This window comes from Halochromatium sp. NSM3, assembly GCF_059621085.1.
Genome location: NZ_JCAQIA010000014.1, coordinates 24133 through 46210, shown reverse-complemented (window position 1 = coordinate 46210; position 22078 = coordinate 24133). Strand labels below are relative to the sequence as shown.

The window sequence follows — 22078 nt, the reverse complement described above, 5'->3', positions numbered from 1 at the left end:
CCATGCCGATTAGCCTACCAATCCTCGATCCCTTCGCCGAGCTGGCGCTGCTGTTGGTCCTCGCGGCGGCGGCTGGCGCGCTCGCGGTGCGGCTGCGCCAGCCGGTCCTCATCGCCTACATCATCATTGGTATCGCGGTCGGGCCCGCCGGGCTCGAACTAGTGAAATCGCACGATCAGATCAGCGTGCTGGCACAGATCGGCGTCTCGGTGCTGCTGTTCGTGGTTGGGCTCAAGCTCGACCTCACGCGCGTGCGCGACATCGGCAAGGTGGCGCTGGCCACCGGCCTGGGCCAGCTCGCCTTCACCATCGTCTTCGGCTTTCTGCTCATCCTGGCGCTCGGCAAGGATCTGGTCGAGGCGTTCTATATCGCTGTGGCGCTGACCTTCTCCAGCACCATCATCATCGTCAAGCTGCTCTCCGACAAGGGCGAACTCGACGCCTTGCACGGCCGCATCGCGATCGGCTTCCTGATCGTGCAGGACATCGCCGTGGTGGTGGCGATGATGGCGATGAGCGCGCTCGGCGCCGGCGGCGACGCGTCGGCCTGGGAGATCGCGGTCTCGCTCTCAGCCCGCATCCTCGGCGCGGCGCTGCTGATGTTCGTGCTCATGCGCTATCTGATCCCGCCCCTGCTGCGCAGCATGGCGCGCTCGCAGGAGCTGCTGCTGATCTTTGCCATCGCCTGGGGCACCGGGCTGGCGGCACTCGGCGAATGGGTCGGCTTTTCCAAGGAGGCCGGCGCCTTCCTGGCCGGTTTCTCGCTCGCCTCCACCGTCTACCGCGAGGCGATCAGCGCGCGCCTCAGCGGCATCCGCGATTTCCTGTTGCTGTTCTTCTTCGTCGATCTCGGGGCCGAACTCGACTTCTCGACCTTGGGCGCCGAGGTCTTCCCGGCGATCCTGCTCTCGCTCTTCGTGCTGATCGGCAATCCGTTGATCGTCATGGTCATTATGGGCGTGATGGGCTACCGCAAGCGCACCGGCTTCCTGGCCGGGCTGACCGTGGCGCAGATCAGCGAGTTCTCGATCGTCTTCATCGCCATGGGCATCGGCCTCGGCCACATCGGCGTCGAGGCGCTTGGGGTGACGACCCTGGTCGGCATCATCACCATTACGCTGTCGACCTACATGATCCTGTACTCGCAGCCGCTGTACCGGTTGCTAACACCGGTGCTTGGGGTCTTCGAGCGGCGCACACCCTTCCGCGAGATCGCGGCCGAAGCCCAGATCGCGACGGATTTGCACCCACAGGTGCTGGTGCTCGGTCTTGGTCGCTACGGGTTGCGCATGGCGAAGCGCTTGAGCGCTGCGGATCTCCGCGTGCTCGGCGTCGACTGTGACCCTGACCTCGTGCGCCAGCTCACGCAAGACGGGATGCCGGTCTGCTTTGGCGATGGCCATGACCCAGCCTTTCTCGACATCCTGCCACTGGACGGGCTGCAGTGGGTCATCAGCACCCTGCCGGATGTCGACTCGAATCGGATGCTGATGCAGGCGCTGGCGGAGCGGCACTTCACCGGCGAGATCGCTGTGGTGGCGCGCGACGAGGCGCGGGGCGCCAAGCTCTGGCGGGCCGGCGCGCCGATCATCCTCTACCCGTTCCGCGACGCGGTCGATTTCGCCGCCGACAACATCATCGACATCCAGCGCAAACGCACCGCAGAGGGGCGTTAGGCGGCGATCGGGCTGACGAAGCCCGCAGGCTTCACCGCCAACACCGCGCAGTCGAGACGTTGCAGCACGGCCTCGGCGGTATTACCGATCAACAGCCCAGAGACGCCGCTGCGCCCCAGCGTGCCGAGCACCAGGATGTCGGCATCGATGCGCGCCGCGAGCGCGGGCAACTCCTCGCGCGGCGAGCCCTTCGGCAGATGCCGTACAGGTTTCAGCCAGTGCATGGCCTCGGCTCCAGCGCGCGCCTCGAGATCCGTCAGCGCCCGTTCCAGCGCCTGGCCATGGCGGCGGCGCTCGGCCTCGATGTAGGCATCGATCCTGGTCTCGGCGGGCGTGGCGATCATGCCGCCGCGCAGGATCGGCTCGCCGAGCGCGGTGCAGGCTCCCTGGGCTCTGTGCAAGCCAACCTGCAGCCAGCCCTAGCCAGCCCTAGAGCCACGTCTCTTGCAGCCCGCTGACGCGTTGAACGCGTCCTGTCAGCGCCTCCCCGAGCACCGCCTCCTGACTATAGAGCAGCGTGAAGCGTGCTTTGGCGCGCGTGATCGCGGTGTAGAGCAGCTCCCGTGTGAGCACGGGATTCGGCTTATCCGGCAGCATCAGTGCCGTGTGCTCGAATTCCGAGCCCTGGGACTTATGCACGGTCATCGCGAAGACCGTCTCCACCGCCTGCAAGCGGCTCGGCAGCACCCAGCGCACGCCGCCTTCGGCGGTCGGGAAGGCGACGCGCAGCACCGGCCTCGTCCCAGCCGCGCCCGTCGCTGTCGTGTCGGCGGGCACCCGCAGGGTCAGCCCAATGTCCCCGTTCATCAGGTTCAGCCCGTAATCGTTGCGCGTGATCAGCACAGGGCGCCCCGCGAACCACTGTCGCGGCTGGAATGCAGGGCCGCCACCGCCGGCACCGAGCAGCCCCTGCTCCCGCAGTAGCTCGATGATGCGCCGGTTGAGACCTTCCACGCCCCAAGCGCCCTGGCGCAGCGGCGTGAGCAGTTGAAACCGCTTTTGCGCTTCCAGCAGTTGTTTTGCCCACGCGTTGAGCGCGTCCTGATCCACCGATCCTGTCGGCGCCCGACGCATCTTGGCCAACGCGCTGCCCTCAGCCCCGTAGCCCGCGATGATCAACGCCCTGAAAGCCTGATCACTGGTCTCGCTCAGCCGCCTTAGGACGATGACACCGTCGTTCGAGTCTTGCCGGGTTGCCTCCCGCTCGAACAGCGCTAACGTCTGCTCCAGCCGGGGTTGAGTCGGGGTGTCGCCCGCGCTGTTGACGAGCCTGGCAAGCGCGCCGATGCCGCCCTGCGGATTGAAGCGGAAGCTCTTCTGCAGCATCACCACGGCCTGGCCGAGGTCCCCTGCCCGGTCGTGCTCACCGAGTGCGCGTTGGCACAGGTCGCCGAGCACCGCGCCCGCTTCCACCGAGCTGAGCTGGTCCTTGTCGCCGAGCAGGATCAGGCGCGCATCTGGTCGCAGCGCCTCGAGCAATCGCGCCATGAGTTCGATATCGACCATGGAGGCCTCATCGACCACGACCACATCGGCTGGCAACGGATTGGCGCCATGGTGGCGGAAGCGACGGCTGTCCGGCAGGGTGCCGAGCAGCCGGTGCAAGGTCTTGACGCGGGTCGGGATGCTGCCTGCGGGCGCCTGATGGCCGCTGAGTTTGTCGACCTGATCGGCGATGGACTCGTTGAGCCGCGCTGCCGCCTTGCCGGTCGGTGCGGCCAACTCGATCCGCAGCGGCGGGTTGCCGTCCGCCACGGTCAGCCCCTGCAGCAACGCCAGCAGCCGGACCACGGTGGTGGTCTTACCGGTGCCGGGGCCACCGGTGATGATAAAAAAGGCGCGCGACGCGGCGCGGGCACAGGCGATGCGCTGCCAGTCCGGCTCGGCGCGCTGCTCGGACTCAGGTTTCGACTCGGGCTCAGGCCCAAAGAGGGAATCCAGTTGCGCTTTTAGGCTATCTTGGTCGACAACGATCGGCTGGCGGAGGCGTGCGCGGATGCCGTCGCGGATGCGGTTCTCGTCCTGCCAATAGCGGCGCAGGTAGAGCAATGGCCGCGCCTCGCTGCCGGCGAGGACCAGCGGCGAGGCGCCGTCGTCACACTGGCCACCGAGCCAGTCGCTGACCGCTGCACTGCGGGCTAGGCGCGCGACCCAGTCCGACAGCTCGAGCGCCCGCAAGCATGCGTTGAGCGCCTCGCGCACCTGCGCAGCGAGTTCCTGATCGTCGCGCACGCGTCCGAGCAGCGCCGCCGGCTCGCGCAGGGCGCCCTGCAGGTCGAGGCAGACGTGGCCATGCCGATGGCGCTCGCTGGTCAGCGCCACGCCGAGCAGCACGGCCTCATCGGTCTCGCCGCTGTGCGTGGCGATGAAGCGCGTCAGCGACAGATCCAGGGCGCGCAGGGCGTCGGCCTCGACCCAGTGCTGCAGGGTCTGGAACAAACCGTCGGTGGTGTTCGTGAGCGTCGTCGACATCAGGCACACTCCGGAATCGCGCTCAGGGGCACGCCGGCAAAGAGCCGATCGAGGCTCTCGATCAACGCCCTGGGCGGCTTGTCGGTGAACAGCCCCTGGGTCGTCGCGCCGCTACCGCGCAGGAAGACGTAGATCGCGCCGCCGATGTCGCGCGCGTAGTCATAACCAGGCAGGCGCGTGCGCAGTTGTCGGTGCAGCGCGAGCAGATAGAGGCTGTATTGCAGATCGTAGCGATGCACGAGCATGGCCGTGCGCATCGCCTGGGCCGTATAAGCGCTATCGTCCGGGCCGAGCCAGTTGGATTTCCAGTCGAGCACGTAATAGCGCCCGTCGTGCTCGAACACTAGGTCGATGAAGCCCTTGAGCAGGCCGTTCAAGCGGTCTGCGCGCAGCGCTGGTCGCGCCTGGCCGGGCAAACAGTGGCGCTGGACCAGGCGGTCCAGGGCGGCCGTGTCGACCTGGCTGCTCTCGAGCCAGAACTCCATCTCCACCTGCGTTTGGCGCGGGGCGAGTTCCCGCAGCCGTAGTTGCGGTGCCTGCCCGGTGGCGTCCTCGAGCCCCGTCAGGCGCCACTCGCGCGTCAGGAGGTGCGCAAGCCAGCGATCGAGCGGATCGATCCAGCCGTCGAGTCCGCGCAGATTGCAGCGGCGCGCGAGCATGTCGCGACGCACGTGGGCACCGTCGGCTGCGGCGGCATAGCCGCGTTGGCGTTGGCCCTCGGCGTCCAGCCCCTGCTGCGCTGCGGCCCATTCGAGCAGACCGTGCAGGAAGGTGCCATAGCGGCTGCCACGCGGTAGCGAATGCAGCGCGTGCGGCGGAGTCGGGTCTTCTAGCACTGAACGGGATGCGTCAGCTGCGTTGGCCGCGTCGATTACTGCAGCGACAGGTGAAGCAGCCTCTGCCTCGGTTCTAAAGGGGTCAGTCGGTTCCGGCACTGACAGCGGGTCAAGATCCGCCTCCTCGAGCGCCGTCTCCTGCGCCGCCGTCTCGGCGGACAGCGCTGGCGGCGAGCTGGTCTCTGTCGCTGCTGGCAGCGCCTGCGGGGTCCAAGCCCCTTGCAGGCGCAGCGCCGAGTAACTGGCGATCCACCAACGCTGAAACTGGCCATGTTTGGGCACGCGTGCCGGTTCCAGTGCCGTGTCGGGCGTCGCGGCGAGTGCCCGCGTGCGCGCGCTCGGTGCTGCGCGCACACAGAGGGCGTCGCAGTCGCCCCTGAGCCGTTCCAGGGCGCTCCAGAGGGCGTCGGCGGAGGCCAGCTTTTTACCTCCATTCAGCACGTGGCCAATGGCGGATTTTTCCAACTGCGGGGTCTTGGAGTTGCCACTTTTCAGCGGCGCAATGCCAAGCCAGACCGCATGCCGGGCGCGGGTGACGGCGACATAGAGCAGGCGCATGTCTTCGCTCAGGCGCTCGTCGTCCGCCGCCTTCCAGGCCTTGCCGAAGGCGTTTTTGCCGGCGATCTCGAGCCAGCGCTCGAGCGTCCCACCCGACGCGGTGGCGTGATAGGGCACCTGCTTGATGTGGCCATCGACCTCGCGCCAACTGCAGATGAACGGCAGCAGCACCAGCGGATATTCCAAGCCCTTGGACTTGTGGATGGTGACGACTTGGATCAGCTCGGCATCGCTCTCGAGCCGGACGACGAACTCCTCGCCACGGCAGTCCAGATGCTCCGACAGGTGCCTGATCAACGCCTGCTCGCCGTCCAGCGCGGTGGCCGACTGCTGCAGCCATTCCGCCAAGTGCAGCAGGTTGGTCAGCAGGCGTTCGCCATGGGGACGAGCCAGCAAGCGGGCAGGCAGCGCATACTCGTGCATCAGCCTGCGCAGCATCGCCAGCACGCCCTGGCGTTGCCAGAGGCGGCGGTATTCGCCGAAGCGCTCGACCCGCGCCTCCCATTGCAGCTCGTCCTGCTGCCAGTGGGCGAGTGTCTCCAGTGGCAGGGCCAGGGTATTGGTCGCCAGCGCGGCGCGCACCAGCCCCTCGTCGGTCGGTGAGGCGCAGGCGCGCAGCCAATGCAGCAGATCGCGTGCCTCCTCGGTCTCGAACACCGAGTCGCGGTCGGACAGGTAGACGCTGTTGATCCGCAACGCCGCAAGCGCCTCGCGCATCGCCGTGGCCTCCTTGCGGTCTTTCACCAGGATGGCGATGTCTTTTGGCTTCAGTGGCTGGTGAATGGTCGAGCTGCCCGGCGCCTGAAAGCCGGTTCGGCCCGCCTGCGCCTGTTCCAGCCAGCGCGCGATCTCGGCGGCGGCCGCCGCCGCCATGGAGGTTCGATAGCCCTCGGGATTGACCACCTGCGACTCGCCGTCGAGCCACCAGAAGGTCATCGCCTTGGCCGGAGCGCCATCGATGAGGAGCTGCTCCTGTCTGCCCTTGGCATCGATCTTGGTGTACGGAATCGGATTCTCGGCGGTGGTGTCGAGCGCGAAGCGAAACGCCTTGCGCGGCTGTCCCTCGGCATGGCCAAAGAAGCGGTTGCAGGCCTCGACGAGGGGATCCGTGGAGCGGAAATTGATCTTGAGCGTGTAATGCCGTCCAGCCGTGGCACGACGCGCGGCCAGATAGGTCTGGATATCGGCGCCGCGAAAGCCGTAGATAGCCTGTTTCGGATCACCGATCATCACCAGCGCGGTTTCGGGGTCGTTCTTGGCGACCTCGTAGACGGCATCGAAGATGCGGTACTGGATCGGGTCGGTGTCTTGGAACTCGTCGATCAGGGCGACCGGGAACCGCCGGCGGATGGTCGTGGCCAGGACCCTGGTTTGGGCCTGTGACGCGGGCGTCGGATTGGGAGGCGTGAGCGCGGCGTCGAGGTCGCGCAATAACTCGTCGAAACCCATCTCGGCGCGAAGGTTTAATCGGTGCGGCAGTTCGCGCGCAACCCAGCGTTGCGCGTGAGCGAGCAGGCAGGCCTCCAGCGTGGGCTCGGAGACCGTGGCCTTCGCCTGCCCTTGAGCGAGCCAGTGGCGATGCGCGGCCAGCGGCTCGGCGAGACTGTCGCAGCTGAATGGCGCGCCCTTGTAGCAGAGACCGGCATCACGGCGGCTGAGCCAGGCATCGAGCTTCTTCCGCAGCGCCTCGGGCGAGGCGACGACCTCACTGATGTGGCGGGCATCCTCGGGATCGAGGGCGTAGAAGTGCGTGCGCCAGTAGTCACGAAGGATCTCTAGGATCAGATCCGTCTGATCGATGACCAGCTCGCGCTGGAACAGCCCGCAGGTGGCGAAGGCGTGCTCCTGGAGCATGCGCTGACACCAGCCATGGATCGTGGCGATCGATGCCTCGTCCATCCAGTCCGCCGCCTGACGCAGCCGTCGCGCACAGCCGGGCCAGGCCTCGGGCGGATAGTCGGCGCGCAGCATCCGTAGCGGGTCATCATCCACGACGCTGTTGAGATCGAGGTTTTCCGTCGCTGAGCGGGCGGTCGTCGCCGGCTCGTCGAACACTGTGGCGGCTTCGACTAGGCGCGCGCGGATGCGCTCGCGCAGCTCCTTGGTCGCTGCGTCGGTGAAGGTGACCACCAGGATGTTGGGTGGCATCAGCGCCTTCTCCGACGCCCTGCCCCGATCGCCATGGCCGAGCACCAAGCGGATGTAGAGCAGCGCCAGGGTAAAGGTCTTGCCGGTGCCCGCGCTGGCCTCGATCAGACGACTGCCATGCAGCGGAAAGTTCAGCGGCTCCAGCGGCTGATCGGTAGCCGTGGTGGTGTCCATCGCAGCCTCCATGTCAGAGTTCCTCCAGCGTCGGCGTATGGGCAAACAGGGGTGTGTAGACCTGCTCGATCAGGGAGTGAAAGCCTTGGTTTGAGCCCGCGCCCGCGCCCGAGCTTGGGTCCGAGCCTGAGCCCGGGTCGGCGCTCAATGCGGCATAGTCGGGCCAATAGCGCCGATAACCGGGATGGTCGTCGCTTTCACCGCTGCGGTTGAAGCCCCCTTCATAGGTTTCCGCCGGGTTCGCACGCCGATCGCCTGCATCCTTCGCCAGCGCGGCGAAGCCCGTCCTGCAGGCCAGCGGCAGCAACCGAGTCAGCCCTTCGACATAGCCCCGCAGCAACGCGCGCAGATGCGCTTGCGCCTCATCGGGCGCGAGCGGTGTCAGGATCACGATGCTACCCGGGCCGATCAGCCAGCTGGTGGTCGGCGCCTCGCACTGAGCGGCCAGATGCGCGGGCCAGGGGCGCACCAGATGGTACCACTTGAGCCGTTGCTCCTTGACCAGCTCACTGGCCTGCAGGGTCAGGCGCAAGCGCTCACCATCGGCCGCCGCGCGCAGGCCGGTCAGGCGATCCTCCAAGACCAGCCCTGCCTGCTCAAGGCGCACGACCTGGTTCGGCAGCGACTGCGGATGCGCCGCGAGCAGCTGTTGGTAGCGCGCCAGCGGGGCGGTCAGCTCCGCCGTCAGTTGCTCGACCCAGGGGGCATCGAAGGGCTTCAGCGGCAGTTGGCCGGCGCGCGCAAGGCACCCGATAGCCCGCTCGAGACCCTCGTCGAGCGTCCGCTCCGGCGTCTGCACCCACTGCCGCGCAACCGCGTCGATGACCTGCTGGCGCAACCTCCAGCCACTGAGCGCATCGATGGCGAAGGGCTCGACATCCGCGCTCTGCTCGACCTCGCGCTCCAGAGACGCCTGCAGGCGCTGGGTATAGAAGGTGCGCACCGGATGGCGCAGAAAGCGCCCGAGCGTGGCCAGTTGGATCGGGCCATCAAAGCTGGGTGGAGGCAGACTCGGCGGCTGTTCCCGCTTGGGCGCTGGCCGGGATGCCGGAGCGGAGTCCATCTCTGCCTTTGGCCTGGCATCAGAGGCAACGCTCGGGGAAGCTGCTGCCGGCTCCACCGGGTCTGTTTGCTCTGCCGGCTCTGCGGGCGCGCGATGCAACGCACGCCATTCGTGGGCGTAGGTGAAGAGGCGCGAATCACGTCCGGGCTCGAAGTAGCGCCGGCTGAAGGGCTGCAGCGGATGCTCGGTGGTGAGCGCGGTGACCAGCGCCTGGCCGGAGGTATCGATAGCGCCCGCTTTGGTTACACCCGCGTGGCGCTGCTTTGCCGTATCCGCTGCTGCATTCGTATCCGTTGCCGCACTCGCATTCGCTGCAGCCGCCAGCTGCCAACCAGCGACCAGGTGATCACGCAGCTGTCCGACCAGCACCGAAGGGGGGCGCGGGCTGTTGTCGCGGAGGCTGCGCCCGACCCAACTGATGACCAACTGCTCACGCGCCGAGAGCAGCGCTTCCAGGAACAGATAGCGATCATCCTCGCGCCGGGAACGATCGCCGGGGCGATAATCATGGGCCATCAGATCGAAATCGACCGGACGGCGGCTGCGCGGGTAGTCGCCGTCGTTCATGCCGAGCAGCCAGATCTGGCGGAATGGGATCGCGCGCATCGGCATCAGGGTGGCGAAATTCACGCTACCATCCAGGAAGCGCTGGCTCAGCGTCGGCTCATCGAGCCGCGCCAGCAGCGAGCGGCGCACCACCTCTAGCGGCAGCGGTTCGTCGCCCAGCCCGCCGCGCGCGCCCTCCTGCTGCCACTGCTCCAGGGCCTCGCGCAAGCTGGCCAGGGTCAACTCCTCGGCCTCGCTCTCGGCGCTGAAGCAGTCCTCGAGCAAACCCGCGATGAGGACCGCCCAGGCCTTGGCCGAGCGCGGCTGCTGGAGCTGAGTCCAGTAGTGGACCAGGGTCTGCAGCAAGGCATCGAGGCGCCCGACCAGGACCGATTCGAGTCCACCAACCTCGGCGTAGGGCTCCACCTCGTGCCAGGGGTCGCTGTCGCCGGTGGCGAAGCCGAGCAGCATGCGCTCGAGACCGAAGCGCCAACTGTTCTGCTCCAGGCCTGCGGGCAGGCCAAGCCCCGCGCGCTGCGCGGCATCGAGCCCCCAGCGGATCTGCGCACCGGCGACCCATTGACGCAGCCGTGGCAGGTCTGACTCCTGCAGCCCGAAGCGCGCGCGCAGGGCCGGGATGTCGAGCAGATCCAGCACGTCGCTGGTCGACAGTCGTGCCTGCGGCAGGTTGAGTAGGGTCTCTAGGCCGATCAGCAGCGGGTTGCGTTGGCGCTCGCCCTGATCGGCGATGTGGAACGGGATGTGGCGCGGGTCGTCCTGGGCCAGCCGGCCGAAGACGGCCTCGATGTGCGGGGCGTAGGTGGCGATGTCTGGCACCATGATCAGGATGTCGCGCGGTGACAGCGGGGTCGTCGCGGACGCGTCATCAAACGTCTTGGCGGCAGCGAAGGCCGCGAGCAGCTGGTCCTGCAGGATCTCGATCTCGCGCTGAGGGCTGTGGGCGACTTGAAACGCGAGGCTGCGGTCGTGGCGCGGGTCGATCGCCGTTCTCAGATCGCGACGCTCCTGGAGGGTGCGCAATTCCAGGATGTCGTCCTGCAGTTGCTGCAGCAAGCTGGCGGTGCCGGCGGTGTCTGGGTCGATCGGGGACTCGAACAGATCGATCTTGAGGCTCTGGGTCGCGAAGTGCTGTTCGTACTGCGTGCGGTCGTCGTGTTCGTCGAGCAGGCGGATGTAGTCGCGCCCCTGCTTGCCCCAGGCCGCGAGCAGCGGATGGCCGTGCAGGTGTAGCGTGTTTTCATCGAGGCCGTCGGGCACTTTGCGCTCGGCGCTACGCTGGTAGGTCCGGCGGAACAGCTCGCGGCCCTCGACGATATCACCCCAATAGTGTTGACTCGGGTTGTTCACCAGGAGCATGACCTGGACGACCGGGGCGATGGCTTCGAGCACCTCGATGGTCTGGCGTGGCAGCGAGGAGATGCCGAAGACGATGACCCGGCGCGGCAGTTCCTCCGGTCGCGTGTTCGGGGTGAGCGTCTTGGCCTGCGCCAGGAAGCGGGTGTGGATCTCGGCGCGGCTGGCCTCGACTTGACCTGTGCCCGAACCGCTCAGATCCTGCTTCAGCCGACGCCACAACAGCGATTGCCAGCGCTGGTCCTCGGGCAAGGCAACGCGCTCCCCGTTCGGGCGAATCAGCACATCTTCACCCTGCTGCCAGGCGGCGAGCCAGTCGGCACGGTAGACCTGATACTGATCGTAGAGATCGGCCAGCCGCTCGGCGAGCTGGTGGCGCCGGCGCGCGCGCCCGTCGTGGTGGGTATCGGCGTCGAGGAAACCGCGCAGCGGGGCGAGCCAGCCTCGCTCGGCGCTGTTGTCCGCGAGGTCGTCCAGAGCGCCCAGCAGTCGGTAGAGCCGCCAGCCGAGTGGCGCCTTGTCATAGGCCGAGACGTCCGGCAGGTCGCCGAGTACGGCGCGGTAGGCCTGCCACAGGAAGCGCCCGGGCAGCATCATGTCCAGTGCTGCGGCGATGCCGCAGCCGCCTTCTGCCGCATCGGATGCCGTTCCAGACGCCGAGCCTGCCTTCGCCACCGGGTCATCTGCGGGCAGCGCCGCCAGCGCGAGCTTCAGCCATTGGCCGATGCCGTTGCTCTGTACCAGAATGGCCTCGTTTTCCAGCGGATGCAGCGGATGCCGCCTAAGCCAGGCGCTGAGCAACCCGCGCAGGGACTCCAGCCGGTTCGCCTGGATCAGCATGAAGCCCGTCGGCCAGTCGCTCGTTTGATCCGTCTTTTGCTCCATCCGCTCGCTCCGATGGCCAGGGTTTCCGCAGGACGCGGCCTGCTCCGCATGGCTGTGCACTATAGATTGGTCACTCTATAATGTCGTTGGGCGTCACAACAGCGGCGGCAAGATCGATGCACTGGAATCAAGAAGCCACCACGCCGCTGCATGAGGAACGCCTCGAGGCGGTGGTCAACGCCGTGCGGGCGAGCGGTGCCCGCAGCCTGCTCGATCTTGGCTGCGGCGATGGGGATGTGCTGGTGCGGTTGGCCCGGGAGCCCGGACTCGAGTGCATCCTGGGGCTGGATCTCGATGCTGGGTGCCTGGAGCAGGTGCGGCTACGGCTCGATGCCGAAGTGCCTTCCGGCATCAGTGCGGGTACTGCTAACGGCCCCAGGATCGAGCTGCGACACGGCTCGCTGACCGATCCCGATGACGCGCTCGTCGGCTTCGACTGCGCCATCCTGGTCGAGACCATCGAGCACATCGATCCGCGTGATCTCGGCCAAGTCGAGCAGGCGCTCTTCGCGCGGATGCGCCCGCGAACGGTGATCATCACCACTCCAAACGCCGAATTCAATCCGCTGCTCGAGGTGCCGCCGAACCGCTTTCGCCATCCCGATCATCGCTTCGAATGGGACCGCGCGCGCTTCCAGCGTTGGGCGCGCGGCATCGCCCAGCGGCACGGCTACGGGTTGCGCCACCGCGATATCGGCGGCGTGCATCCGCTCTATGGCGGCGCCAGTCAGATGGCGCTGTTTCGGCGCGACCATCCTTAGAGGCGGCCCTTCCTGGCGCGGTCCGACCTGCTGCGCTCGGCGAAGGTGCCGACGTTGTTGCTGCGCTAGGTTGGCGCGTCTCAAACCTCAATACCAAACCTGATTGCGACCGTTCCTTTTCGCCTTGTACAAGGCGGCATCGCTGCGCCCGATGATCGATTCCTGATCATCGCCGGCGTTGTAACTGGCCACGCCCAGGCTCGCAGTCTTGAAACCCACTGCGGGAAGCTCGCTGTTGGCCACCGCCGTGCGCAGTTTTTCCGCCAACTGGGCTGCCTGTGCAAGCTCGGTGTTCGGCGCCACCACCAAGAACTCCTCGCCGCCCCAACGCCCGACCACATCCACAGCGCGCGTATTCCTCATCAGCACCTTGGCCAGGCGCACGAGCACCTCGTCCCCGACCTGATGGCCATGTTGGTCGTTGACCAATTTGAAGTGATCCATGTCCACCATGATCACGGAAAAGGGCGTCTCATAACGCCTGGCTCGCTTCAGATTCTCTTCCAGCACCTGATGCAGGCGGGTGCGATTGACCAACTCCGTCAAATGATCGGTCACCGACAGCTTGGACGCCTCGAAGAAGCCTAGGGCCGCTTCGGCGATCACCAGATCGTCGGCGTCCAGGCACAGCGGTATCCCCAGCGCTTGGTCGCGCCGCTGACCGAGCAGCAGCACCATGCCGCTGCGCGGGGAGGCGGTCCAGAGCCAGAGCCGCAAGCCTTGGGCGTGCAGCGCCTCGCGCACCTCGGGCGACATCTGGTGCGTGACCATGTTGAGCGGCTGCTCCGACAGCGGCACCGGGAGGGTCAACTGAAAGGCCGTATCCAGGCCCAGCGCATGCGAGACGATCAGGGTCTCGGCGCTGGTCTGCGTGAGCACCGCAGCACAGTCGATTTGCAGGGACTCGACCAACAGCGCGACCAGATGCTCGCCGAGGCGATCATCCATCTGCTGATGGGTCGGCTCGCGACCGGCGAGCAGGTAGAGGCGCTGGATGATGCGCGCGATGGCCCGCTGACGGTAGGCATCGCGGCGCGCCGCTCGCAGTTCGTGGCGCGCTTGGAGCAGATGCGTCCCGAGTTCATCGTACTGCTGGCGGTAGAACTCGAGCGCCTGCTGGCTTGTCTGCAGGTCATCCATAAAGCGGTTCTCCAACAAGTCGCCGGTGTCCGGCGACCGGCTGCCAAGTCGCCGGTGTCCGGCGACCGGCTGCTTGGGCAATGGGCGGTCTCTGCGCGGTCAATCAGGGCGGGAGGCCCGGTCTGCGTCCGTGGTCTGGGTGAAGATCGCCATCACCCCTGTCCAATCAAGCGGTCGGGAGCGCCCCTGTACCGGGGCGATCTCGACACCGGAGAAGAACCCGAGTAGCGGACAACGCTCGCCGATCAGGGTGCGCACGGGCGCGGATTCGTCCTCGTCCGTGCCGCTGAACGCCATCGAGCGACCCGCACAGTCGATGTAGAGCCCGAACAAGGGCTTGGTCTCGCCCAGCTCGGCGAGCAAGGAATCGGTCTGTTCGCGCACCGAATCGATCATACTGCGCGGCTCGATATCCATCAGCTGGACACGGCTGCCAACGGCGAAATCGGCCTCGTAGAGGATCAGTGCCCCAGACTCGGCATCCGCAGCCACCACCAGACGGTTATTGTAATTCGCATCGGCAAAGGGGGCGAAGGGGTCGCCTTGTTTTTCGCCCAGGGCCAACGCGAGCACGGGGGGCACCATCCGCGCCAGCTCGGCCTCGGGGATCGCCAGGCGCTCGGCCACCACCGTGAAGGCCGGCCGACCGTCGAGTTCGAGGATGCGCTCATCCTCGATGCGGGTGATGGTCATGAAATCGCTGGCCGGATAACAGCCATGGGTGATGCGGATATGACTGCGCAGCCCCCTTGGCATCGACACCGCGACAACGCTGTGTCGTCGCGCCTCGCGACCATCGAAGACGACGCTGGTCTCCATCGCCAGTTCCCCCAGGGTTCCAGCACCGATCAGGTTCGCCTCGAGCCCATCGAGCCCTTCATGGAAGCCGTTGACTAGGTCGCTGCCGTTATGCAGGTGCAACGGCGCGGCCGCATGCACCGAATCGTAGAGCAGCAGAATCGTTGAAGCGTCGGGATCGGCGGCGCGCAGCGCGGCGCCGAGGCGTTGTCCGGCGGCCCGTGAATCACAGCGTCCGCTCTGGGTCTCGCTCAGGATCGCGCCTGGCACCAGCGGCTCGGCGAACAGCAGCAGACCGCATTCAAACCCGGTCAGCGTTGTGCCCTGAGCCGTGATCAGGCCGACGGTACTACCACCGACGATCGGGATCTCGCCGAGCACGCTGCGCAGGCCATTCAGCAGCGCGGCCGGATCAAGCCGACCGCCACCGAAGGCCAAGACCCAGCTCGGCGTCGCGCCAAGGCGCTCCCGGGCTTGGCGCGCGGCGCTCTGAGCGGCGCTGAAGGCGTCATTATGGCGCGCCTCGCCCAAGGCCGGGTTTGTGGCATTCCAAGACATCCCGCACCCCAACCAATGATCAATTGTCTAGTCTAAGGGTTTAGCGCGTGGGTTGGCCACTCGTTATGCGGACCGCGTCCATGTGACCGCCGACCTGGGCAGGATCATGAACGGCAAGTAGGCATAGACGATGCCGATATAGATCGCCAGCGGTGTGTGCAGGATCTGTAGCGGCTGCTCGATCAGGCCCAACGAGAGCAGGAAGTTGTTCAGCAGGCCATTGCCGCGCAAGATGCCCATCCAGGCGTAGACGCGGATCAGGAACGAGGTCCAGAACGGCAGCACGATCAGCATCAACAGCAGCACGCGCCAGCGCTCCGGCGCGGTCGCGATCGCATAGGCCATCGGATAGCCGATCAGCAGGCACAGCAGCGTGCAGACCAGCGCGATCCAGAGTGAGCTGAGCAGCGCCGCCAGGTAGAGATCATCCTCGGCCAGCAGCAGATAACTCTTCAGATTCAGTCGGATGGCGAGCACGCCCTGCTCCACCCATTCCCAGAGCGCGGTGTAGGGCGGCTGCGCCAGTGCCGGCTCGGCCAGACTGATGCCGAGCACGATGACGAACGGCAGCAGAAAGAACAGCCCGAGCCACAGGTACGGCAGGCCGATGTTGAGCAGCCGATTGAACATCACTCGGTCAGCAACACGCCGCTGGTCGGCGACCATTCCATCGCCACCGGCTGGCCCCAGGTCAGGGCCTGCTCGGTGCGCGGCTGGATGTTGGTCAGGGTCATCTCGACGTTGATGCCGTTCCCGCTCTCGGCCGCGATGGACGCCTCCTCGCTCGCCGGCACCCGCACCCGATAGATCGACACATCGCCCAGATAGGCGATGTCCTCGACCACGCCAGCGAGCCGATTGACCGCGCCGCCGGGCGCGTCAGGCTCACAGGGGCGCATCTTCTCCGGGCGCACCGCCACGCTCACCGGGGTGCCGATCGCCAGCGGATACAGACAGCGCATGCGCATCATCGGGCCAAGCCGCGAGGCGATGCGCACCTGATCACCCTCGAGCGCGACCACCTTGCCGGGAAACAGATTCACCGAGCCGATGAAGCGCGCGACAGCCTCGCAATTCGGGTATTCGTAGATACCGGTGGGCGTATCCACCTGCAGGATCTGCCCGGCGTGCATCACCGCGATCCGGGTCGACATGGTCATCGCCTCTTCCTGATCGTGGGTCACGGTGATAACGGTGATGCCGAGTCGCTCTTGCAGATTGACCAGCTCGAATTGGGTGTTCTCGCGCAGGCGCTTGTCGAGCGCGCCGAGCGGCTCGTCAAGCAGCAACAGCTTCGGCTGCTTGGCTAGGCTGCGCGCCAGCGCCGCGCGCTGGCGCTGACCACCGGAGAGCTGATCCGGCTTGCGCCGACGCAGCTCGGTGATTTGCAGCAGCTCGAGCATCTGGCCCACGCGCTCGCCGCGCTCGCGCCGCGCCATCCCCTCCTGCTTGAGCCCGAAGGCCACGTTCTGCTCGACATTCATGTGTGGGAACAGCGCGTAGGACTGGAACATCATGTTCACCGGCCGCGCATAGGCCGGGAGATGGGTCACATCGACGCCATCGATGAAGACGCGCCCGGCTGTGGGCCGCTCAAGCCCGGCCAGCAGCCGCAGCAGGGTCGACTTGCCGCAGCCCGAACCCCCGAGCAGCGAGAAGAACTCGCCGCGATAGATGTTCAGGCTCAGGTCATCGACCGCGTAGACCTCGCCAAAGCGCTTGGTCAGCCGCTCGATGCGCACGATGGGCGCCGCGTGCGGGTCTTGCCAGGGCTCGCGCGTCGATGATGGCTCGGCCATGGGCCCCCGCTCAGCGCCGCGACTTGATCCTGGTCCAGCGCCGATTCAGGTCACGGATCGCGCGCTCCGAGCGTTCGGTCGGCACGAACAGCCGCGCCTTCACCGCCGCCGGCGGATAGATGCCGGGATCATCGCGCAGCTCGGCATCCAGGTGCTCGCTCGCGGCCTGGTTCGGGTTGGCGTAGTAGACGTAGTTCGAGACCTCGGCAATCACCTCCGGCTCCAGCAGGTAGGCGATGACGGCCTGCGCCGCCTCGGGATGCGGCGCATCCTTCGGGATCGCCATCACATCGGTCCAGAGCGCCGCACCCTCGCGCGGGATGCGATAGGCGATCTCCGGGCCACCGGCCTCGTCGGCGCGCTCGCGCGCCTGCAGCACATCGCCGGAGTAGCCATGGGCGATGCAGAGATCGCCGGTCGCCAGATCACTGATGTACTGCGAGGAATGGAAGTAACGGATATGTGGGTGCACCGCCTTCAGCAGCTCGGTCGCGGCGTCCAGATCGGCCGGGTCCAGGCTGTTGGGATCCTTGCCCAAATAGACCAACGCAGCCGAGAAGGACCTCGTTCGCGTCATAGACATCGAGCACCGGCTCGATCCCGCTGCGCGCGGCGAAGTCCGCTAGCGTATCCTCGGCGAAGTAGTCGTTCCAGTTATACAGATGGACCGGCTGTGTATCCGCCAGCGCGTCGACCGGCAAGGTCAGCCATGGCAAGGTCAGCCAGGCGGCGAACAATGCCAGCGAGAACGGACGGCGAACACCAGCGGCGTCAAGGGCAATGGACACGAGCGTGCAACCTCGAAACTAAAAGACAACAGCAGCGAGCGCTGCGGCAAGGCATCATGCTACTAAATCAGCCGGGGTTGTGCCCTCGTCAGCCGTCACCATGCCGATTGACCTCTGTGCGCGCATCCCGCTTTTGCCGTTCCCCGGACGCGGGGTACCATGCAGGCGCGCAACACTTGATGTTGTTCGTCCGTGGAGATCCAAAGTGAGCACAGCGAGAACACTGCTCGATAACGCCGCCGAAAAGCTCCCGAGCCCGAATGGGGTCGCGCTGGCGATTATGGAGCTTTGGGAGGATGAGCATGCCACCGTCAATCAGCTTGCGCACCTCGTGCAGAGCGATCCCGCGCTGTCCGGTCGCCTGCTGAAGCTCGCCAACTCCGCGAGCACCGGTCTCAGACCCGTCACCTCCATCTCCGAGGCCGTCGTCAGAATCGGCTTGAAGACCGTCGGCGAACTGGCCGTCGCCTTTTCGCTCATCGATGTCAACCATTACGAGGAGCGCTGCCAGTCTTTCGACTATCACGGTTTTTGGTCGCAATCGCTGCTCATGGCGGTGATTTCCAGGGAACTCGGACGCGTGACCTGCATCGCCCCACCCGAGGAGTTGTTCACCTGCGCCCTGATGGCGCGCATCGGGATGCTCGCCTTCGCCACGATTTACCCGCAGGCGTTTTCCGAACTCCTCGAAGCGCAACCCTCCGATCTCGCTGCGGCGGAACGCCAGCAGTTTGGTTTCGACCACAATGAATTATCCTCGGAGATGCTCATCGATTTCGGTCTTCCCGAGGCCTTGGTGGAACCGGCCAAATTCCATGAACACTCAAGCAAGGCGGATTTCGCCGAGGGCTCGCGCGGCGCGAAGCTGGCGACGCTGTTCCATCTTGGCCATCAGCTCGCGGAATCCTGTCTGGAGGCGGGCATCAGCGAGGCGAGCCAGGCGAATCGAACCAAGACCCTGGCCCGACGCCTCGGCCTGCCGTTAAGTCAGCTCTCGATGCTGCTGAGGCAGAGTGTCAACGAATGGCAGGAATGGTCAAAGGTTCTGGAGATCCCGGCGGCTCCGCTGCCGCCAGCAGACGACCCCAACTCGGCGGACGCCCCCGACGCCGGCGCGCCTGGCTCCAAGAGCCAAAAACTGCAGGCGCTGTTGATCCATGCCGAGGGCAGCGACCATGCGCTCCAACAGCTCCTGGAGGCGAGGTTCTTCCATGTGCACACCTGTCATGAGCAGAACGAATTCCTGAGGCTCGCACTCCAAGTCCAACCCCAACTGGTGGTGATCGGCGAGGACGCGGGCATCGAAAAAGGCCGGCTCTGTCGACTGATCCGCTCGACCGAATGGGGAAAAAAGGTCTATATCATGTCGATACTGGACTGCTGCGATAGCACGCAGGTCACCCAGGCCTTGTCCGCCGGGGCCGATACCTGCGTTCGCAACGACATCGGCACGCAAGCACTCGAGGCGCATCTGCTCGTGGTCCAGCGATTCTTCGATCTGCAAGCGAAATGGGAGCATGATCGTGCCGAGCTTCGCCGGATCGCCAATGAGCTGGCGCTGAGTCACAGACGCATGGAGGTGCTGTCGCTGACCGACCAACTGACCGGGCTGCCCAACCGCCGATCGGCCATCGAGGCCCTCGGCCAGGCCTGGGCCATGAGTGATCGCGCCGATCTACCGATGTCGGTCATCATGATCGATATCGACCATTTCAAACGCATTAACGACCAATTCGGGCACGCCGCTGGCGATCAGGTGCTGGCCGATGTGGCCAAGGCCCTAAAGGCCGCGATTCGCCAAGGCGAAGGCAGCTACCGCATGGGCGGCGAGGAGTTCCTGTTGCTGAGTTCGGTGTCGGACATCAAGCAGCTCATCGTCGTCGCCGAGCGCCTGAGACTGCGTATTGCCGCACTGCGCATCGACTGTGGCGGACATCACATCCAGCTCTCCATCAGCCTCGGCGCGGCGCAGCGAGAAGCCGAGCATGAACATTTTGATGCCTTATTGAGCGCCGCCGACAAAGCACTCTATGCCGCCAAGGACGGGGGGCGTAATCGTGTTTGCTTCTACCACAACAAGCGCATCCACACCATCAACCCGACCGCACGGGGTTGAATACAGACCTGCCGAGGAGCCGCTCCGTGGACGAGACGCAGACAAGTCAACAGTCCATCGACTTCTATCGCCAGCAATATGACGAACTCGGCTCACGTCTGCTACGCGCGCGTCATGAGCTGCGGGCGGCGCGCCGCGATGCGTCGCGCCAGCGCCTCATCGCGCGCATCATTCAGCGCCTGTACGCGCTCGCCAGTCAGGAGACGGCCGATCAGCAGGTAGACCACCACCTCGGCGAGCATCTGGTGGCACTGCTGGTTGAGATCCTGCAAGTCGACTGCGCGGCGCTGCTGACTCAGACCCGCGCCAACACCCTGGTCGTGGAGCATGCGCTGGGCCTGAAGGCGACCTTTCAACTCTCGCCCTCGGTGCCGCTCTCGGAACCACCGTCCAGCAGGGTCACGGAGCAGGTAGCGCCCGAGGTCAGCGAGGCGCTGCGGGCGCAAGGCTTACAGCACTGGGTCTGGGCCTCGTCCGCGCCGAGTGGCAAGGTGCTCCTGCTCGCTCATCGGCACCAACAGGCGCCGGAAACCCCGCTCACCTTCGCCGACGGCGATCAGGCGATCGCTGAGGCGGTGCTCGGTTTCTATCTCGCGCTGACCGAGCAACGCCATGCGAAACGGGCGTTACAGAGCGCCAAGATCGACTATCGCATCCTGTTCGAGAGCGCGCAGGATGCCTTCCTGGTCATCGACGGGCGCAACGCCCAGTTGATCGATGCCAACCGCCAAGCGCAACGCTTGCTTGGCGCCAGCTTCGCCGAGCTGCGGCAGCGCGCGCTCATCAGCTGGCTGAGCGATCCCGACCCCAGCGCCTGGCGCCGGCGCTGGCGCCGTGCCTTGACCGGCCGCAGCGAGCAGGTCGAATGCCGCCTGCGCAACACCGCCGGGCAGCCGTTCTGGGCCGAGCTGAGCCTGATCAGGATCGGCGCGGCCAAGCGCGGACGCTTGCTGCTGATCGCGCATGATATCGACAAGCGCAAACAGGCCGAGGAACGCCTGCGTCATTACGCCTTCCGCGATGAACTCACGCAGTTGCCGAATCGCGCCCTGATGTATCGGCGCATGGAAGCCGCCATCAAGCGCCAGCGCCAAGAGCCTGGCTATCGGTTCGCGCTCTTCTTCCTGGATCTCGATCGATTCAAGACCGTCAATGAGAGCCTCGGACACAGTCTCGGTGACCGGCTCCTGATCGTCATTGGCCAACGCCTGAATGCCTGCCTCGATCAGGACGACAGCATCGCCCGGCTTGGCGGCGACGAATTCCTGATCCTGAGCAACCACATCGCCGGCCCGGATGCCGCTGAAACCATGGCGCAACGTCTGGAGCAGGCGTTAAAAACCCCCTTCACCGTCAGCGGCCAGGAGATCTTCACCAGCGCCAGTATCGGGATCGTGCTCGCCGACGGCCGTTATGACCAACCGGAAGCGCTGCTGCGCGATGCCGATATCGCCATGTATCAGGCCAAGCGCCGCGAGGGCCGTGAGCGCCGTTATGCGTTGTTCAACCCGGCCATGCACTCACGCGCATTGGCGGATATGGAAATGGAGCGCGATCTCAGGCGGGCGCTGGAGCGCGATGAATTCAGGCTCCAGTATCAGCCGATCGTCAGGCTCGACACGGGGCGGGTCAAAGGCTTCGAGGCGCTGGTGCGCTGGCAGCATCCCGAGCACGGGCTGGTGCCGCCGGATCGCTTCATCCCGCTAGCCGAGGAGACGCTCCTGATCCTCGACCTCAGCCGCTTCGTGCTCGCTGAGGCCTGCCGCCAAGCGGTGGCGTGGGCGGCGCATTTCGCCGAGCCGCCGGTGGTGAGCGTCAACCTCTCTGGCCGGCAGTTCATCAACAGCCAAATCGCCGACGAGGTCAGCGACCTGAGCGCCCAATACGGCTGCCCGCCCTCGCTGATCAATCTCGAGATCACCGAGAGCGCCATCCTCGCCGACAAGGAGATGGCACTGGCCGGGATGCAAGAGCTGCATGCCCGGGGCTTCAAGCTGAGCATGGACGACTTCGGCACCGGCTACTCCTCGCTCAGCTACATCCACCAATTCCCCTTCGATTACATCAAGATCGACCGCAGCTTCATCAACTCGATCACCAAGGATGTGCGCACCGAGGCCATCGTCACCGCCATCCTCCGGCTTGCGGAGACGCTCGAGAAACAGGTCATCGCCGAGGGCATCGAGACGCCCGAGCAGTACGCCACCTTGAAGCGGCTCGGCTGCGACAGCGGTCAAGGCTATCTGTTTTCCCGGCCGGTGGATGCCGCAAGCGCCGTGCGGATCTTCCAAGACGCGCCCTGGCTGCAGGCTTCCAATTAACCGGATCGATCCGCACTGCATCCTGTGTCTGTTGTCTGAATGCCGCCCGATCCTCAGTCTCATGC

General features: G+C 65.9%; 12 protein-coding genes and 1 pseudogene. 4 read left to right on the top strand and 9 right to left on the bottom strand.

Features of this window, described 5'->3' with window-relative positions; translation table 11 throughout:
• Positions 1 to 2 precede the first annotated feature (2 nt).
• Positions 3 to 1676 carry a cation:proton antiporter gene (locus tag AC54T3_RS07930; protein ID WP_496623812.1) on the top strand — a complete coding sequence of 558 codons (1674 nt, stop codon included), beginning with the start codon at positions 3 to 5 and terminating at the stop codon, positions 1674 to 1676.
• On the opposite strand, the gene AC54T3_RS07925 is transcribed toward AC54T3_RS07930, so the two are convergent.
• The 4 genes from AC54T3_RS07925 to recC are packed head-to-tail and all read right to left on the bottom strand — an operon-like array spanning position 1673 to position 11732.
• The gene (locus tag AC54T3_RS07925) at positions 1673 to 2077 is read right to left on the bottom strand and encodes a universal stress protein (RefSeq protein WP_496623810.1); all 405 of its coding nucleotides are present in this window, start codon (positions 2075 to 2077) and stop codon (positions 1673 to 1675) included. The genes AC54T3_RS07930 and AC54T3_RS07925 overlap by 4 nt on opposite strands.
• A gap of 28 nt (positions 2078 to 2105) precedes the next feature.
• Positions 2106 to 4148, bottom strand: a complete 2043-nt coding sequence (gene recD, locus AC54T3_RS07920; protein ID WP_496623809.1) for an exodeoxyribonuclease V subunit alpha — start codon at positions 4146 to 4148, stop codon at positions 2106 to 2108.
• On the bottom strand, positions 4148 to 7864 hold the full coding sequence (gene recB, locus AC54T3_RS07915; protein WP_496623808.1) for an exodeoxyribonuclease V subunit beta: 3717 nt from the start codon (positions 7862 to 7864) through the stop codon (positions 4148 to 4150). Before recB ends, recD begins: the two co-directional genes overlap by 1 nt.
• Positions 7865 to 7877: 13 nt before the next feature.
• Entirely contained in the window at positions 7878 to 11732 is a 3855-nt protein-coding gene (gene recC / locus AC54T3_RS07910) for an exodeoxyribonuclease V subunit gamma (RefSeq protein ID WP_496623806.1), read from the bottom strand.
• Between the two features lie 116 nt (positions 11733 to 11848).
• On the opposite strand from recC, the gene AC54T3_RS07905 reads away from it, so the two are divergent.
• Positions 11849 to 12493: a methyltransferase domain-containing protein gene (locus AC54T3_RS07905; RefSeq protein ID WP_496623805.1), complete on the top strand. Its 645-nt coding sequence runs from the start codon at positions 11849 to 11851 to the stop codon at positions 12491 to 12493.
• A gap of 87 nt (positions 12494 to 12580) precedes the next feature.
• On the opposite strand, the gene AC54T3_RS07900 is transcribed toward AC54T3_RS07905, so the two are convergent.
• From AC54T3_RS07900 to AC54T3_RS07880, 5 genes and pseudogenes are all read right to left on the bottom strand, one after another.
• Positions 12581 to 13633 carry a GGDEF domain-containing protein gene (locus tag AC54T3_RS07900; RefSeq protein WP_496623803.1) on the bottom strand — a complete coding sequence of 351 codons (1053 nt, stop codon included), beginning with the start codon at positions 13631 to 13633 and terminating at the stop codon, positions 12581 to 12583.
• Between the two features lie 99 nt (positions 13634 to 13732).
• A complete protein-coding gene (locus tag AC54T3_RS07895; RefSeq protein WP_496623801.1) occupies positions 13733 to 14989 on the bottom strand; it encodes an FIST signal transduction protein in 1257 nt (418 codons plus the stop codon).
• A gap of 96 nt (positions 14990 to 15085) precedes the next feature.
• A pseudogene (locus tag AC54T3_RS07890) lies at positions 15086 to 15655 on the bottom strand (ABC transporter permease); the annotation flags it as partial.
• Positions 15619 to 16788, bottom strand: coding sequence for an ABC transporter ATP-binding protein (locus tag AC54T3_RS07885; protein ID WP_496623799.1), 1170 nt, complete (start codon positions 16786 to 16788; stop codon positions 15619 to 15621). The pseudogene AC54T3_RS07890 and the gene AC54T3_RS07885, both read right to left, overlap by 37 nt.
• Before the next feature lie 10 nt (positions 16789 to 16798).
• The gene (locus AC54T3_RS07880; RefSeq protein ID WP_496623797.1) at positions 16799 to 17365 is read right to left on the bottom strand and encodes an extracellular solute-binding protein; all 567 of its coding nucleotides are present in this window, start codon (positions 17363 to 17365) and stop codon (positions 16799 to 16801) included.
• Between the two features lie 416 nt (positions 17366 to 17781).
• Between AC54T3_RS07880 and AC54T3_RS07875 the strand changes: the two genes are divergently transcribed.
• Both AC54T3_RS07875 and AC54T3_RS07870 read left to right on the top strand, forming a co-directional pair.
• Complete coding sequence (locus tag AC54T3_RS07875; protein ID WP_496623795.1) at positions 17782 to 19692, top strand: GGDEF domain-containing response regulator; 1911 nt, start codon at positions 17782 to 17784, stop codon at positions 19690 to 19692.
• Positions 19693 to 19718: 26 nt separating this feature from the next.
• The gene (locus AC54T3_RS07870) at positions 19719 to 22013 is read left to right on the top strand and encodes a putative bifunctional diguanylate cyclase/phosphodiesterase (RefSeq protein WP_496623794.1); all 2295 of its coding nucleotides are present in this window, start codon (positions 19719 to 19721) and stop codon (positions 22011 to 22013) included.
• The last annotated feature ends 65 nt before the right edge of the window (positions 22014 to 22078 follow it).